Origin of the sequence: Solibacillus sp. FSL R7-0682 (assembly GCF_038005985.1) — a bacterium.
Lineage (GTDB): Bacteria > Bacillota > Bacilli > Bacillales_A > Planococcaceae > Solibacillus.
Window position 1 is genome coordinate 1,116,979 of the sequence record NZ_JBBOUI010000001.1, and the last position, 16,821, is coordinate 1,133,799.

A 16,821-nucleotide genomic window follows, 5' to 3' on the forward strand; every position below is an offset into this window, starting at 1 on the left:
GAGTACTATTATGAAGGAATTTTTTGCACAGTTTGCTGTTCCACACCCAAGCACACTGATTTATATCGCAATGGCTTCAATTATCCTTGGTACAATTGCGTTAATTGCAGTCGTTACGTACTTCAAATTATGGGGCTATTTATGGCGCGAGTGGATTACAACTGTTGACCATAAAAAAATCGGTATTATGTACTTAGTAGTAGCATTATTAATGCTATTCCGTGGTGGCGTTGATGCCGTAATGCTTCGTTTACAACTTGCTGTTCCAGATAATACATTTTTAGATGCACAGCACTATAACGAAGTCTTTACAACACATGGGGTAGTCATGATCCTATTCATGGCGATGCCTTTCATTACTTTCTTCTTTAACTATTTAGTACCATTACAAATCGGGGCACGTGACGTTGCGTTCCCACGCTTAAATAACTTAGCGTTCTGGTTATTCTTCATGGGTATGGGATTATTCAATATCTCATTCATCGTGGGTGGATCTCCTGATGCTGGTTGGACATCTTACTTCCCACTAGCAGACAACGAGTTCAGTACTTCAGTAGGTACGAACTATTACATGCTCTCGCTACAAATTGCGGGTCTTGGTACGTTAATGACGGGTATTAACTTCATTACGACAATTATGAAAATGCGTGCTCCAGGTATGACATTATTCAAAATGCCAATGTTCACTTGGTCAGCGCTTATTGCTAACTTAATCATCGTATTCGCGTTCCCAGTTTTAACTGTAGCGTTAGCGATGGGTACACTTGACCGTTTATTCGACACGAAGTTCTTCGCGATCGGTAACGGTGGTATGGACATGTTATGGGCCAACCTATTCTGGGTTTGGGGTCACCCTGAAGTTTATATCTTAATCTTACCGGCATTCGGTATTTTCTCTGAGATTATTTCAACATTCTCACGTCGTAACTTATATGGTTATACGTCAATGGTATGGTCTATGATCGTAATCTCAGTATTCGCGTTCGCAGTATGGACTCACCACTTCTTTACAATGGGTCAAGGTGCATTCACGAACTCGATCTTCTCGATTACAACAATGGCAATTGCCATCCCAACAGGGGTTAAGATTTTCAACTGGTTATTCACAATGTATAAAGGGAAAATTGAGATGACAACGCCAATGTTATACGCGATGCACTTCATTCCTTTATTCACACTTGGTGGTGTAACAGGGGTTATGCTTGCGATGTCAGCAGCGGACTACCAATACCACAACACAATGTTCTTAGTAGCCCACTTCCATAACGTAATCATCCCTGGTGTTGTTTACGCGATGTTAGCAGGTTTAACATTCTACTGGCCAAAAATGTTCGGCTTCATGCTTAACGAACGTATTGGTAAAGCAACAGTATGGACAATGTCAATCGGTTTCGTGTTAGCCTTCATTCCAATGTATATCACTGGTTTAGATGGTCAAGCACGTCGTATGTACACTTACTCTGAATCAACAGGATTCTCATTACTAAACATGGTATCGTTCATCGGTGCTGGTATTTTAACAGTTTCATTCGTAATGATCGTTTGGAACATTTGGTACAGCTTTAAAAACTCTTCACGCGATATTTCAAGCGACCCTTGGGATGCACGTGGTCTTGAATGGGCGACACATACGCCAGTTCCGCATTACAACTTTGCGATTACTCCAGACGTAACTGATAGCTCTTCAGAAGCATTCTGGGATTCTAAAAAGCACGGTACAAAGTTATTCAAAGGCAAAATTGAAGACATTCATATGCCAAATAACTCAGGTCAGACATTCATCATGTCTGTATTCTTCTTCATCATCGGTTTCGCAATGGTATTCAGTATGTGGTACTTAACAATCTTCGGTTTAATCGGAGTTCTTGCTTGTATGGCATACCGTTCATTAGAAGACGACCATGGTTATCACATTCATGCACATGAAGTAGAAGAAACAGAAAAAAGCTATGAGAAAAAAGGAGGTGCGAAATAATGGGTAAAGTTAACAACAATGTTCCTTTAGAGTATTCTACAGAGGAAAATAACCTGAAAATCTTTGGTTTCTGGGTATTCCTAGGTGCGGAAATTATGTTATTCGGTACATTATTCGCATCATACTTCACACTTGTTGACCGTACAGGTAGCGGTCCAACTGGTGCGGAAATTTTTGAAATTACACCGGTGTTAATCGAAACATTCGTACTTTTAACATCAAGTTTCACAATTGGTTTAGCGATTCATGCAATGCGTCTTGGTAGTAAAAAAGCGACAATCAACTTCATGGTTATCACATTATTACTAGGTTTAGTATTCTTAGGCGTTGAGATTTACGAATTCGTACACTATGTGCACATTGGTGCAGGTATTACAGTAAGTGCCTTCACTTCGATTTTATTAACAACTTTAGGTACTCACGGACTTCACGTAACAATGGGTCTATTCTGGGGTTCATTCATTATTTACCAAATTGCAAAACGTGGATTAAACTCAGTAACTGCTGGTAAGACATTTGTATTCTCACTTTACTGGCACTTCCTAGATGTTGTTTGGATCTTCATCTTCAGTTTCATTTACTTGAAAGGAATGATGTAATCTATGGCTAAGTTCTTTCCAATCGGCCAAATTATGGGCTTCGTTTTCTCTCTAGTTTTAACAGTGATTGCAATGCTTGTGTACTTCACAGACATGTCATTCACTACAGGGATGATTATTCTATTAGTAACGGCATTCATTCAAGCTGGTTTACAGTTCATGGTATTCATGCACGCTGGTGAAACAGAAGACAAATGGTCAATTTACTCAAACATTCTTTACGGTATTGGTTTAGTAGTTGTTACTGTACTTGGTACACTTTTAATCCTTCTTTGGGATATGTAAGAGTAAAATTTACACATTAGTTGAAAATTGGTGAAAAATCGTTTAGACTGGTTGAAGAATAAATACTAAATGCTTTGACCGGGAAGAGTAATTATGTGAAATTTGTTTTAGGGAATGTAAGCCACTGACTGTAAGCTTACTAACAAATTGCATAGTGAAGTTCACCCCGCGAGCAGCGTCCGGGAGCCAATTTGGTGAAAGGATAGCCGGCTAGAGATAGTCGTTAGCTCAAATGAAGTGATTGCTTATTACAAGCAATAACTAGGGTGGTACCGCGAAACTCGTCCTCGTCCCTTTTTTAGGGGACGAGGTTTTTTTATTTTCTAAAAGATTTTTATAGGAGGCAAAGTTTTATGGAACAACAATTAAAGCAATTGGAACAAGAAGCTTTAGCGAAAATTGCCGAAGCAACAGATTTGAAAGCATTAAACGAAGTTCGGGTTGCGTACTTAGGTAAAAAAGGACCAATCACAGACCTTTTAAAGGGAATGGGTAAGCTTTCTGCTGAAGATCGTCCAAAGATGGGTGCACTTGTTAACACAGTGCGTGAAAACGTGACAGCTGAGCTAGAAAAGAAAGTAGCGGTATTAGAAGAGGCTGCCATTCAAGAGCAGTTAGAAAATGAATCAATTGACGTAACGTTACCAGGTGCACAAGTGCGTGTAGGAAATCGTCACCCACTTACTCGTGTTATTGAAGAAATAGAAGACCTATTTTTAGGGATGGGTTACGAAATCGTAGAAGGTCCAGAGGTAGAGAAGGATTACTATAATTTCGAAGCGATGAACTTACCAAAAGGTCACCCAGCACGTGATATGCAAGATTCATTCTACATTTCAGAAGAAACGTTATTACGTACGCATACTTCCCCAGTGCAAGCACGTACGATGGAAGCGAAAAAAGGAGAACCAATTCGAGTTATTTGTCCAGGTAAAGTATTCCGTCGGGATACGGATGATGCAACACACTCTCATCAATTCATGCAAATTGAAGGACTTGTCATTGGTGAAAACATTCGTATGTCTGATTTAAAAGGTACATTAGATGCATTAGCAAAGAAAATGTTCGGTGCAGAGCGTGAAATTCGCTTACGTCCATCTTTCTTCCCATTTACAGAGCCATCTGTAGAGGTAGACGTTTCATGTCATAAATGCGGCGGTAAAGGCTGTAATGTATGTAAATCGACTGGATGGATTGAAATTTTAGGTGCGGGTATGGTACATCCAAACGTACTTGAAATGGCAGGCTATGACTCAACACAACTTTCAGGCTTCGCATTCGGTATCGGTGCAGAGCGTATCGCAATGTTAAAATACGGTGTGGATGATATTCGTCATTTCTATACAAATGACACACGCTTCTTATCACAATTCCACCAGGCAGAAGTGTAAGGAGGACAAATGAAATGTTAGTATCGTTAAAATGGTTAAGCCAATATGTAGATTTCGCAGAATTATCGGCGGAAAAATTAGCAGAAAAAATTACCCGTGCTGGGATTGAAGTAGATGCAGTAATCGATCGTGCGCAAGGCATGACAAATGTCGTTGTCGGTCACGTAGTATCAAAGGAAAAGCATCCAGAAGCAGATAAATTAAATGTATGTCAAGTAGACGTTGGTGAAGAGGAATTACAACAAATCGTTTGTGGTGCACCAAATGTCGATGCAGGTCAAAAAGTAATCGTTGCGCGTCCAGGTGCAAAACTTCCAGGTGGCATTAAAATTAAAAAAGCAAAATTACGTGGTCAAGAATCGAACGGTATGATTTGCTCATTACAAGAGCTTGGTATTGAAGGTCGTCTCGTACCAAAAGCTTACGCTGAAGGTATTTACGTATTACCAGCTGATGCTACACCTGGTGTGGATGCATTAGAAGTTCTAGGATTACGTGATACAGTGTTAGAACTAGGCTTAACACCAAACCGTTCAGACGCAATGAGCATGCTAGGAGTTGCTTATGAAGTGGCTGCGATTCTTTCAAAAGAAGTAAAGCTTCCTGAAATTACGTATGCAACATCTTCAAAAAAGGTTTCAGATGTATTAAAGCTACGTGTTGAAAATACAGAAGCAAATCCAATGTACGCTGCAAAAGTTGTAAAAAATATTGAAGTAAAAGAGTCTCCACTATGGTTACAACATTACTTAATGGCTGCTGGTGTACGTCCACATAACAATGTAGTAGATATTACAAACTACGTATTAATGGAATATGGTCAACCATTACACGCATTTGACTATGACAAGCTTGCAACAGGTGAAATCGTAACGCGATTAGCAAAAGACGGTGAAGTGATCACGACATTAGACGATCAGGAACGTAAATTAGCTGCTCACAACCTTGTCATTACGAATGGGATAGAAGCGGAAGCAGTTGCCGGTGTAATGGGTGGTGCAAAATCAGAGGTTTCAGATGCGACTACGACAGTAGTTATTGAATCGGCTTACTTCAACCCAGCATCCGTGCGTCGTACGTCAAAGGATATCGGCTTACGTTCAGATTCTTCTGCACGGTTTGAAAAGGGTGTTGACCCGAACCGTGTACTTCCAGCAGCTGAGCGCGCAGCACAATTACTTGCCGAATTAGCTGGTGGTGAAGTGTTAGAGGGTACAGTATTAGTTGATGAGCTAGATAAAACAGCTGCACGCGTTGTCGTATCTCCTGATTTTATTAATGGTCGTTTAGGAATGAAAATTTCTTTAGAAGATATGCTTTCGATTTTAGAACGCTTAAAATTCGATGTAGAGGCAGCAAATGGGGTATTAATTATCGATGCACCAACGCGTCGCCAAGATATTAAAATCCAAGAAGATATAGTAGAAGAAATCGCACGTATGTATGGCTATGATGAAATTCCTTTAAGCATTCCAACAAGTGATCAAATTGGTGGCTTAACTACGTATCAAGCAGGTCGTCGAATCGTACGTAATGTGATGGAAGGTGCAGGTCTTTATCAAGCCGTTACTTATTCATTAACTTCAGCAAGTCATTCACAAAAATTTGCCTTAAAAGCAGAAGAAACAACGAAATTATTAATGCCAATGTCGGAAGATCGCTCAACGTTACGTCAAAGCTTAATTCCACACTTAGTGGAAGCTGCAAGCTATAACGTAGCACGTCAAGCAGAAACAGTCGCATTTTATGAAATTGGTTCAGTGTTCCTTGGTCAAACTGCTGAAGAATTACCATTTGAAGAGGAGCATTTAGCCCTTGTATTAACAGGTAAATGGATTGATAATACATGGCAAGGTGAGAAGAAGAATGTAGATTTCTTCGTAACTAAAGGCATTATTGAAGCAGTATTTGCAAAACTTGGCTTAGCTTCTCGCGTGTCTTATGTGAAAGCTCAATTAGATGGCTTACACCCAGGTCGAACTGCAGAAATTTTGTTAGACGGTGAAAAGGTTGGGGTAATCGCTCAGCTTCACCCACAAGAGCAAAAAGCATTTGACGTAAAAGAAACATACGTAGCCGAGTTAAACTTACATGCCATTTTAAAGGCGACGAAAGATGAATTATTCTATTCTGTTGTGCCACGTTTCCCAGTTATGACACGTGACATCGCATTAGAGCTAGATGTTACAACGCCAGCAGGTGAAATCGTGAACATCATTACAGGTGCAGGAACTAGTCTATTGAAGGATGTAAAAATATTTGACGTTTATGCAGGTGAGAAAATGGTTGCCGGTAAAAAATCCGTTGCCTTCTCATTAAAATACTTCGATCCAGAGCGTACGCTTACGGATGAAGAAGTGGTGACAGCCCACAATAAAGTATTAAAAGCATTAGCAGAAGCTGGCGCGGAAGTACGATAAATAAAAGATGAAAAGGAAGTGATTCGACGAATTGTTCGATAATCACTTCCTTTTTCATTTGTCCTTATTCACTAGTTTCGGCGCTCTCGCTTGTAGTAGACTTAAACAGTCCGACAAGCGCACCAGCAATACCGCTAATCAAATGTACGACACCGAATGTATAAAAGTTAATAAATACATGGTTCGTATATTCATTCAATACAGGGAAGCCGTAAATTTGTGAGCCCTGGGTTTTCGTATTCCCACCAAGGGAAGCATACACTTCATTTTTAAAATCAATGGCAAAGTAAATCATGACGACAAGCAGTGCAACACCAAATACTAAATAAATTAATCGCATCATCTGATCCCGTGCATGACGTGAGCTTTCGACGAGGAAGCGGTATGTAATAAATAAGCTTAAAAGAATAAATGGTGCAGTAAGAGCCATCCCTAATGCGCCAAGATTTCCTGCCTCTGCCACATCATCAGGCTTTACTGTGAAAAAGTGTTGAATAATCATAACGCCAAATAAACTAATGCCCATACTAATGAGCCAACTAAGACGTAGCATGTAAACCCTCCATATCTAATTCTTACTATACATGCTCTTCGATAACGATTCAATCAAAGTTCCTACTTCAATTTGCTTCATTTTGACGTATAATGAAAGGGAATTTCACTTAGGGGAGGATAAATGATGCTAAAAAAAGAAGAAACAGTACTCGTGTTAATTGATATTCAGGGGAAGCTAGCACAAATTGTCGATAATAGCGAGTTTATAATAGGGAATATTGCAACAGTTGTACAAGGAGCGAAGGAATTACAACTCCCTGTTTTATGGTTAGAGCAATATCCAAAGGGGCTAGGTCATACAGTAGAGACTATCGCCCAGCATTTAACGGATCAATCACCAATTGAAAAAATTACATTCAGTGCCTACCAAACGGAGGAATTTGTCCAAGCACTTGAGCAAACAGGTCGTAAAAAGGTGTTACTTGCTGGCATTGAAACACATATTTGCGTCTATCAAACTGCAGCAGATTTACTAGCGAATGGCTATGTAGTAGAAGTGTTGGCAGATTGTGTGTCATCACGTACAGCAACCAATAGTGAAATCGGTCTTCAAAAAATGATGCAGCTCGGCGCAACGATTACAAGCGTTGAAATGGCTTTATTTGAAATGCAACAAATTGCTAAAGGGGACAGCTTTAAAGCGATTAGTAGGTTGGTGAAATAGGCAGTAGTAGTTGTGGTAGTGTACCATATTAAAAATGAGTACGGGTTATAATAATATTTTAAATTCATTAGGCATATTCACATAAAATGAATATGTCTTTTTTATTTAAAAATTTTTGTAACACTTTAAAGGTTGGCTAGTTATTTATGTGAAGGGGGAACGATATGGACTTTGAGGAAATCTATCAAAAGTATTTTAATGATGTCTATTTATATATGAGATCGTTGGCATTAGATGAAAATATTGCAGAAGAAATCACACAAGAAACATTTTTTAAAGCACTGAAGTCCATTCACCAATTTGACGGTAAAAAAGATATACGCGCCTGGCTGTTTACAATAGCGAAAAATACATATTTTACGCATTACAAAAAACAGCAGCGTCAAATTAGCCAAATAGAGGAATCGGCACTAGATGTCCAAATGGTAGAGCATTTAGCGGATGAAGAACAAGCTTTCACGATTCACTATTATTTACACAGGATGGAAGATCCCTATAAAGAAGTGTTTACACTTCGTACATTTGGCGAATTATCCTTTGAGAAAATAGGGCAGCTTTTTGGGAAAAGTGATGGATGGGCGAGAGTAACGTTTTATCGTGCAAAAAAGAAACTAATTGTGCAAATGGAGGCGAGACAAGATGAAAGAAATTAAATGTACAGTAATTCAAGATCTGTTACCTATTTATGTAGATGATGTTGTGAGTGAAGATACGAAAGAGTTAGTGAATAAGCATTTAAAAGTATGTGAAGCTTGTCAAAAGGAATATGAACAAATGACGCAAACAATGTATGTACCGATTGAAAAAAATGTGACGTTGTTTGAAAAGGTCAATAAAAAATGGAACCGAAAAAAAATCTTACTAATTGGTGGCTCTTTTCTTACAACAGTGCTCTTGTGTTTAGCAGTATTTTCATATATTTTTCATTACAAAAAAACGATCCCTTATTCGACCGATTTATTTGCAATTGAACAGCAAGAAGATGGGGAACTTGTTTCAAATTACTTTGGAAAAAGCCATGCAGGTACGCATATGACACATCCGTTGAAGGTTGAAATCGATGGGGAAACAAAAAATATAAGCTTAATCTATTATGTGGAAACAATTGCAAATTCACCTACGAGTAATTTTTTAAGAGAGGATGAAAGGATAGGTCCCGAGCAATTTATGCTACCCGATAGTAAAAATGTTGATGAAGTGTATTATGGAGAGTTTGATCTTGAAAAAGTAACGATCACAAAAGAGCAAACATGGGATGAACTTTTGCAAGAAATGACTTTAATTTGGGAGAAATAAATAAAAAATATAATAATCCTACTTAGCGAAATGAAATTATTTATAAGTAAGAATGCTAAGCGTTTGTCAAAGACCATGAAAAGAGTACTCAGCTTTCATGGTTTTTTTGTTAAAATTTTTTTAAGGAAATAATTTTTAGGAATTTGTCCACTTTATCTACCCTTCAATCGTTATATTAATGAGGAGGTAATCAATGAATAAGCATGATGAACTTACCTCCTATTTATTAGAAATAGGTGGTGAAGTAGTAAGATTTTTAATCTCAAAAGGCGCAACTAAAGAAGACGCTGAGGACATTATACAAAATACGTTTTATAAAATCTATACGATGATTGACGATTTAGAGGAAATCAATTTACGTCCATGGTTTTACCGGGTTGCAATGAATGAGTTTATTGATTTGAAACGAAAAAAGCATACAAAACATCTTGAACTAAGTAATCAGCTGCAGGAGAAATTGGTAGATACTTCTAATCCAATGAAAAAAATACTTGATCAAGATGAAATTGTTTCTATTTTAAAAAACATCAAACCAGCATACCGGGAAATATTTATGTTGAAATATTATTATGACTTATCATACGAAGAAATTGGACAATTACTTGAACTTCAAGTTGAAAACGTCAAAAAGAAATTGCATCGAGCAAGAAAAACAATTCAATTAGAACTTGGGGGGCTACAAAAATGGATCAATCGATTCAAAGGGCATTAAAAAAGGCAAAAATAAAGCAATGGTTAAAAATTATTATTATCTCCTTCTTCGTTAGCATAGTGCTATTAATCGGTATGAATCGATTAGGCAATTATTTATCGTCGATTCATCATAAGAATTTACATGAGTCCTTATTTTTAGAGCATTCGATTACACAGCCGAATATCAATATTGACTCCCAAGTGACGGCTAACTCATCGATGTTTGGTGGGAATATTGTGACAAACCGATCAAAAAATATTAACGGATACCTTGTTCCATGGAGTACGTTAACAAGTTCCTACTCATGGTTTGGTGCATCTATTGACTATAATGAATTATTACCAGGTTATTTTTCCCGCGGTACGACAGAATATGAATACGATAAACAAACGAAGCAAAAGGTTCCAACGTTTTATCATCCTAAAATAATAAGTTATTATGACGGTGTTCAAAATCAATTGCCTGAGCTAATTAAAATGGACAATCATGTAGCAGAAGTAGCGATTTCTTTTAAAAAGCCTATGACAATGGAAGAAGTGAAAAAGAGTATCCCCGATGCCTTAAATATCGTATGGCTATACATGGTATCTAATATTGGAGATGAATCAAAGGGTCCTCTAGGGCAACCTGTTTATGGATATGCTGATAATGAGTTATCGGTAGAGGGGTTCCATACGTTCATCGAGAACCTTAAATTGTATGATGAAAGTCAAACAAATGAAATGATTCAGGCGTATATTAAAAAGAATGAGCAAAAGCCATTTTCTGAAGTAACTGTGTTGGGGGTTATGTTAACCGGAAGAACAGAAAGCTTTAAAGCACTATTAGAAAGTGAATATATTCGAGGTGCTTCTATCGGTGTGACGGTACCGATTGTTCCATATATTAAGCCTACAAAATAAAATAAAATAAAAACGTTAAATAGACGAACACCTCGAATGTGATACTGCGTTCGAGGTGTTTTATTCTGTTTTAATAGGATGTCTGAACAGCGAAATTTATTTCGTTTTCCGTCCAATATAAAGTAAGTGAGAAGACATTCCTAATAAATATGGATCCGCAGCTTTCTTAATAATTAAATCAAGAACTTTTTGTTCTTCGCCTTTTAATTTCCAATAATTCCAGCTTTCCTTAGTCATACTTGTAGCAATATTGGAGCCAATTAATTGGATACATTGAAAACCTTGCGATTCCATTAAAGGTTGAATTTCGTCAATGTCAAAATAATAGGCGCCTGTAAATCGATTTACTTCTGAATGATTAAAGCAACCAGATTTGGAAAACTGCTCAATTTCTATCATGCTATCATTCGGTCTCCAGTTTTCTGGATTTATTAAGGAATTAAAAATATGCTTCGTCCTTGGCATAAACGCAACAAAAACAATGCCATCTTTTTTCGTAACTCGATTTAATTCCTTTAATGCTATTATACGGTCTACTTCTTGTTGAAGGTGATACATTGGGCCAAGCATGAGCGTTGCATCAAATTGTTCATCTTCAATTTGTTCAAGTTTTCTTGCATCTGCGACTATAAATTCGCTAAATTGATTTTCTAACTTTAGCTCAATTGCTTTTGCCTCGGCAACTTCAACTAATTTAGGTGTTAAATCAGTCAAAGTAACACGGAAGCCTTCTTTAGCTAGAGCCATTGAATATTTACCAGGACCAGCACCATTGTCTAAAATTCTTCCTTTAACAGGTAAGTATTTTTTAATGTAGTGCCAATTCACATGAAATTCGAGTGGTTCTCTGTCCAATCTACCCCATTCATCAAATTGCTCGTAGTAATCAATAATTTCCTTCATAAGCTCCCTCCTTAAAATAAAAAAACTCCATCTCTAAAAAGAGACGAAGTTTGATTCGCGTTACCACTCTAATTGGTTAAGAACAATATTAACCCACTTACACTATAACGGTAGCTGCCGTTCATGCTTACTTTTCATTCGGCATAAATACTCCTGGACGAGTTCAGAGGTTTATTGACTGTTTTTCACCATTCAACAGCTCTCTTAACAATTAAATGCTCTTACTACTTCCAATCATCGTATTTTATTATTTTCTAAATATTACAATTTTTTATAATTTATGTAAATATTTATTTTTCTAGTAACGCAATCTATTTATTGCTTCTTAAAAATTTTCATCCTAGACAACACAATACAAACCGGAATTGCAATAATAATCCCTACAAAATTTTGCACAAGGTTTCCTGGGATAGATGCAAGTGGGATCATCCAGCTACTAAAAAGAACAGCCTCACAAACATAATAGCCTGCTAACATAACTGGAATTGAAACAATTACAGCAAAAATATTCAAGACTAGACTATCTCCTTGACGGTTAAATGACCAAGCAATCTTTCCAACTACATATCCTTGTAAACCACGTGCGATAAATGTGAAAGGTGCCCATAATGTCCATCCTGATACTAAATCAAATAATCCCATACCAAGTGCCCCTGCTATAGCACCTTTTTTAGGACCGAATAAAATCGATACGATAAAAAGCATAGCGGTACCTAAATGAACTAAGCCCCCATTAGCAGCAATAGGTAATCGAATATTTAGAAATAAAGTTGAAACGAAAACAAGTGCAATTAGCATTGCCGATAGTATTAAATCAAATGTACGTGTAGTACTTGTAGGTGTATTAATGTTTGTTGATGTCTTTTGCATTGAACAAATCCTCCAAACTTCTTCTTCTTACAGCTAAACTTTTAATCTATTCGCGAATAATGTTTACATTAACAAATAGTTGGTACTGTTAAAAGTGCCAAAATATTATAAAACATAGAGGTCAGTCTTGAAATTTAAAAAATACAAACAATTGCCTTGCATAAATAGTTGGAAAGATAATTGATTTTTTTTACAATTGGGCATTCTATATCGCCATTTTCCTAGCACGGTCATATCGTATGAAGAACCATTTTGTATGTAAATCTGCATTTATTATGAAGACCATAAATGGCGACAGAAGGAAGGAGAAGCATTGTGAAGTATGAAAATCAGAAGCAACGCGCCTTATGTGATGCACTTGAAGATTTAAAACGATTGCAGGACTTACTCACGAATTCATGGTCAAAATATTATGGTCATTTATTTACGAAAATAGTTGGAAGCGATACAATACCATTTTTTCTACTAACAACTGAAAGTAGTATGATGCGCATTTATGATTCAAAAATGAAATTAGAAACGTGCTATTTTAGAATTGAAGCAGTTGAAAAGTCGAAACAACAAATAACATTGTCTTTATTACGTGCCATTGACTCCGAAGAAAATGAAACGAATGTCATTAAGGACATCGTACGTTTAGAAAAGACAGATTCACAGGTGACAATTAATTTGCGCTCAATTTTAGCAGTACAGCTTTTAGAGCCGGCATTATTAAGTAGAGATTTATATGTAGAAAAATGGTGATGGTACGTAAAAAAGGGAGTGTATAAAATGACAACGATTGGCATGTTGCATCATCGGAAAGATCCCGAAACCGTGCTTAAATCGTATGCATTTGCAGCAGTAGCAAAGGCAGAGGGTGTAACATTTTTTTATTTTTCTCCAAGAACCGTTAACTTTACTACAAGAAAAATTCAAGGAAAAGTATTAGAAGATGGCGTCTGGCAAGACAGGACAATGCCTTTTCCCGATGTAATTTATAATGCGGGAAGTCCAGAGAAATTAGCTGTCTCAAGAAATATTATTCAAAAATTAAAAAAAGAAATTCCGTTTACAACTCATTCAATTGGAAATAAGTGGAACATTACGAAACGGTTACTCGAGGCAAAGGAATTTGCTACCTATTTAATACCGACGGAAACAATAAAAAATATAGAACAATTTTATAAAAATATTCAAGCTTATAAAAAGGTCGTATTTAAACCGATTGAAGGTCGTAAAGGAAAGGGCATTTATTTTATTTCTAGATTAGTAAATGGGTACGAGGTGCAAAAAGATACAGTAAAAGAACGTTTCTCTAAGGAGCAATTAGATAAGTTTTTAGAAGAGCAATTGGCGGAAGAATCATTTATTTTGCAGCCATACATCCAGTCGACGATGAAATCAGGGCAAGTGTTTGATTTCAGGGTTCATGTACAAAAAAACGGGGAGGGTAAATGGGTCATTACAACCGTATATCCACGGGTTGCACCGATTGGCTCGATCGTTCCAAATATAAACAATGGGGGCTTTACGAATTATTTAGATCCCTTTTTACAATTAGAATTTAAAGAACAGGCTTTTAACATTAAACGTATGCTTGAGCATTTTGGTCTGTCATTAGCGCGGCACCTAGATGACATTCAAATGGTAAAATTCGGAGAAGTTATCGATGAAATCGGTATTGATGTAGGCTTAGATGAAAATCATAAACTATGGATTTATGAGGTCAACTGGCGACCAGGGTGCCCACCAGCCTTTTATTTAGAATTAGATGTAGTTAGGCATACAATCCAATATGCCAAATATCTTGCGAAACATCAGCACGAAGTTAGACAAAAAATTAGCGAAGCACAAAATGAAATTTCAGTTGTAGAGAAGAAAGAGACACCGATTATCGCCATTACAGGGAGTGCAGGGAAAACGACAACGAAAGCATTTGTCGCATCGATTTTATCGAAGAAATGGAAGGTATTTGAGTCGAAAGATTACTGGAATACGACTGAGCATACGAAAAAGCATAAGGAGCTCATTGACGATTCCCATGAAGCTGTCGTACTAGAATACGGTATGGCATATCCAGGCGTTATTACAAGTCATTGTAGTATTATTCAACCTAATATAAGTATTGTCACAAATATTGGATTAGCTCATGTCGGCAATTTTGATGGAGATATTAAAGGAGTAGCTAAGGCGAAGTCAGAGCTTATACAAGGTATGGATCAAAACGGTTTACTTATTTTGAATAAAGATGACGACAATTCCAAGCATTTGTTAACCGAGCAATTTAAAGGGGAAATAAAAACAATCGGTATTCAACAAAAGGCGGATTATATGGCATATGACGTGGAGTATAAAGAGGATGGCATGGCGTTTAAAGTAAAACTTGGTGGTCAAGAGTTGCCAGTGTTTATTCCGATACTAGGAGAACATCATGTATATAACGCTTTAAACGCGATTGCTTTAGCAGATTTGTTAGGCTTTTCCCCAATGGATATTAAAGCTGGGCTAGTATTTAAAAAACCGCCAAGAAGACTTACACTTTATCATTGTCGGGACCAAATTACATTAATTGATGATACAGTACACTCACATCCACAAGGAGCAAGAGCAGCACTTGATGTACTATGTGCCATAAGTAAAAGGCGAAAAATTGCAATCATCGGGCAAATGCGGGAATTAGGTGATTTACGTGAAGAAGAATATCGTAAGTTAGGTGCCTATATTAGTGAGAAAAATATTGATCAATTAATTACGTACGGTTTCCGAACAGAGGAAATTGGGCAAGCGGCGCAAGAAAATGGAATGCCTGCCTCGCGCATCCACCATTTTATTAATAAAGATAAGTTACATGAACTGCTCAAAAAATTGGTGAGGAGAGGCGACACGATTTTAGTGAAAGGCGCGAGTAAAACGAATATGTTTGAAACAATTCAATATTTAGATCAACAATTTAAAGCATAAGAAAAGGGCTGTTTCGAATGTGTCTAATACATTGGAGACAGCCTCTTTATTTGTTTATGGTTCTCGCATATGAAATTTAATTAAGCGTGACGCTTGATTCGCTAGTCTTACCGCCTCACTAATTGATTTTCCTTGTGCGATTATATAGGCATATCGGTGTCCCATTGATAAAGGCGGAATAAGTAATGTACCTTTTTTAGGTTTAATATACACATCATATACACCTGGGGATTTTGTTGCACGTAGTTTGCCTGTCACTCGTTCTAAAATACCTTTACGTTTGACGATTAAATACTTTGTATAGACAAAATAGTGCTGGGTAGGCTGTAAATCGGGCTCTTCCCCAAGGAAAAGCTTTAACGTTTGTTCAACTAGATTAATTCCATAAGCAGCTTCAATCATCTTATTCATCGCTCCACCTGAAATGCGGGGATTAACTTCAACGAGCTTCCATCCTTTACTTGTTAAACGCAGTTCTAAGTGAAACGCACCCGTCTCAATGTTAAAAGTATTTACAATTGATTCGCATAATGCATCTAGACTAGTTACAAGATTAGGAGGTACGGTTGCAAGTAGCCTATAGCCTGTAATAATAAATCGTTTTCCTTTTGTAATGTCTTGTTTCATGACCGCGACGATATGTGGCTGATGTTTATACACAATAACCTCAACTAAATATTGTGGCCCCCTTAAATATTCCTCTGCGATGATCGTTTCTTCAGGATATTTTTTTTGAAGTGAAGTAAGATGTTTGTTAAACTGCTTTAAATCTTGGGCTAGTAAAACATCTTTGGAGCCCGTGGATTTAGGAGACTTTAGAATTAATGGAAAGGTAAGTTTACCTGAAACTTTTTCATTTGGTCCAATCACTTTAAACTGTGGAGAATAAGCTTCCTTCATTAAAAATTTTCGTGTTTCTTCTTTATCTTCCATCATTTCAATAGCTTTTGAAGATGTGAGATTTATGCAAAATTCGTCACAAAGTAGGGAGGCTATATGGACATAGGGGTCGACAAAACTGACAATTGTTTTAAAATCAAGTCCAGTCTTTTGAAGTTTCGTAATTTCTGTTCGCATTGCCTCCATATTGGTTGTATCGACAAAAACCATTTTGTGAATTTCAGGATATAGTTCCCTCTGTTCATATTGTCTGTCATTGCTTGTAAAGAGAACTATAAAATAACCTAATTTTTCAGCAACTCGTGTTGCTTCTCTACTTGATCCAGATTTATTGACACCGATAAAAAGGATTGATTTCAATTTCTTCACCTCCATTTTTCAAATGGATATACCTCCTCTTAAATGTATGGCAAGAAATAGATTT

General features: G+C 37.0%; 16 protein-coding genes and 2 other annotated features. Of the genes, 12 read left to right on the forward strand and 4 right to left on the reverse strand.

From position 1 onward, the window contains the following. Positions 1-10 precede the first annotated feature (10 nt). From qoxB to pheT, 5 genes are all read left to right on the forward strand, one after another. Positions 11-1,975 (forward strand): cytochrome aa3 quinol oxidase subunit I, encoded by a 1,965-nt coding sequence (qoxB, locus tag MKZ17_RS05725; protein ID WP_340722797.1) that lies wholly within the window; start codon positions 11-13, stop codon positions 1,973-1,975. Then, positions 1,975-2,574 (forward strand): cytochrome aa3 quinol oxidase subunit III, encoded by a 600-nt coding sequence (gene qoxC / locus MKZ17_RS05730; protein ID WP_340722798.1) that lies wholly within the window; start codon positions 1,975-1,977, stop codon positions 2,572-2,574. The genes qoxB and qoxC overlap by 1 nt, the downstream gene beginning before the upstream one ends. 3 nt (positions 2,575-2,577) lie before the next feature. Next, positions 2,578-2,859, forward strand: coding sequence for a cytochrome aa3 quinol oxidase subunit IV (qoxD, locus tag MKZ17_RS05735; protein ID WP_340722799.1), 282 nt, complete (start codon positions 2,578-2,580; stop codon positions 2,857-2,859). A 65-nt stretch (positions 2,860-2,924) separates the two neighbouring features. Continuing rightward, positions 2,925-3,157: a binding site (T-box leader), on the forward strand. A gap of 55 nt (positions 3,158-3,212) precedes the next feature. Next, positions 3,213-4,250 (forward strand): phenylalanine--tRNA ligase subunit alpha, encoded by a 1,038-nt coding sequence (gene pheS, locus MKZ17_RS05740; RefSeq protein WP_340722800.1) that lies wholly within the window; start codon positions 3,213-3,215, stop codon positions 4,248-4,250. A 14-nt stretch (positions 4,251-4,264) separates the two neighbouring features. Beyond that, positions 4,265-6,670, forward strand: coding sequence for a phenylalanine--tRNA ligase subunit beta (gene pheT, locus MKZ17_RS05745; RefSeq protein WP_340722801.1), 2,406 nt, complete (start codon positions 4,265-4,267; stop codon positions 6,668-6,670). A gap of 64 nt (positions 6,671-6,734) precedes the next feature. Here pheT and MKZ17_RS05750 read toward each other — a convergent pair whose 3' ends face one another. Next, the gene (locus MKZ17_RS05750) at positions 6,735-7,223 is read right to left on the reverse strand and encodes a nucleoside-diphosphate sugar epimerase (protein ID WP_340722802.1); all 489 of its coding nucleotides are present in this window, start codon (positions 7,221-7,223) and stop codon (positions 6,735-6,737) included. Between the two features lie 126 nt (positions 7,224-7,349). Between MKZ17_RS05750 and MKZ17_RS05755 the strand changes: the two genes are divergently transcribed. The 5 genes from MKZ17_RS05755 to MKZ17_RS05775 all read left to right on the forward strand — a co-directional run bounded on the left by MKZ17_RS05755 (position 7,350) and on the right by MKZ17_RS05775 (position 10,781). Beyond that, the gene (locus MKZ17_RS05755; RefSeq protein ID WP_340722803.1) at positions 7,350-7,889 is read left to right on the forward strand and encodes a hydrolase; all 540 of its coding nucleotides are present in this window, start codon (positions 7,350-7,352) and stop codon (positions 7,887-7,889) included. A 164-nt stretch (positions 7,890-8,053) separates the two neighbouring features. Continuing rightward, positions 8,054-8,542, forward strand: coding sequence for an RNA polymerase sigma factor (locus tag MKZ17_RS05760; RefSeq protein WP_340722804.1), 489 nt, complete (start codon positions 8,054-8,056; stop codon positions 8,540-8,542). After that, on the forward strand, positions 8,529-9,185 hold the full coding sequence (locus MKZ17_RS05765) for a zf-HC2 domain-containing protein (protein WP_340722805.1): 657 nt from the start codon (positions 8,529-8,531) through the stop codon (positions 9,183-9,185). The genes MKZ17_RS05760 and MKZ17_RS05765 overlap by 14 nt, the downstream gene beginning before the upstream one ends. A gap of 193 nt (positions 9,186-9,378) precedes the next feature. Further along, a complete protein-coding gene (locus MKZ17_RS05770; protein WP_340722806.1) occupies positions 9,379-9,897 on the forward strand; it encodes an RNA polymerase sigma factor in 519 nt (172 codons plus the stop codon). Then, positions 9,870-10,781: a sigma factor regulator N-terminal domain-containing protein gene (locus MKZ17_RS05775; protein ID WP_340722807.1), complete on the forward strand. Its 912-nt coding sequence runs from the start codon at positions 9,870-9,872 to the stop codon at positions 10,779-10,781. The genes MKZ17_RS05770 and MKZ17_RS05775 overlap by 28 nt, the downstream gene beginning before the upstream one ends. A 96-nt stretch (positions 10,782-10,877) precedes the next feature. On the opposite strand, the gene MKZ17_RS05780 is transcribed toward MKZ17_RS05775, so the two are convergent. Both MKZ17_RS05780 and MKZ17_RS05785 read right to left on the reverse strand, forming a co-directional pair. Continuing rightward, positions 10,878-11,684: a class I SAM-dependent methyltransferase gene (locus MKZ17_RS05780; protein ID WP_340722808.1), complete on the reverse strand. Its 807-nt coding sequence runs from the start codon at positions 11,682-11,684 to the stop codon at positions 10,878-10,880. Between the two features lie 36 nt (positions 11,685-11,720). Then, positions 11,721-11,931 (reverse strand) — a binding site (T-box leader). Between the two features lie 68 nt (positions 11,932-11,999). Further along, entirely contained in the window at positions 12,000-12,554 is a 555-nt protein-coding gene (locus tag MKZ17_RS05785; RefSeq protein ID WP_340722809.1) for an ECF transporter S component, read from the reverse strand. Positions 12,555-12,869: 315 nt separating this feature from the next. Between MKZ17_RS05785 and MKZ17_RS05790 the strand changes: the two genes are divergently transcribed. Both MKZ17_RS05790 and MKZ17_RS05795 read left to right on the forward strand, forming a co-directional pair. Continuing rightward, on the forward strand, positions 12,870-13,298 hold the full coding sequence (locus MKZ17_RS05790; protein WP_340722810.1) for a hypothetical protein: 429 nt from the start codon (positions 12,870-12,872) through the stop codon (positions 13,296-13,298). 27 nt (positions 13,299-13,325) lie between these two features. After that, positions 13,326-15,497 (forward strand): YheC/YheD family protein, encoded by a 2,172-nt coding sequence (locus MKZ17_RS05795; protein ID WP_340722811.1) that lies wholly within the window; start codon positions 13,326-13,328, stop codon positions 15,495-15,497. Between the two features lie 54 nt (positions 15,498-15,551). On the opposite strand, the gene MKZ17_RS05800 is transcribed toward MKZ17_RS05795, so the two are convergent. Then, a complete protein-coding gene (locus MKZ17_RS05800) occupies positions 15,552-16,757 on the reverse strand; it encodes an ATP-grasp domain-containing protein (RefSeq protein ID WP_445326900.1) in 1,206 nt (401 codons plus the stop codon). Between the last annotated feature and the right edge of the window lie 64 nt (positions 16,758-16,821).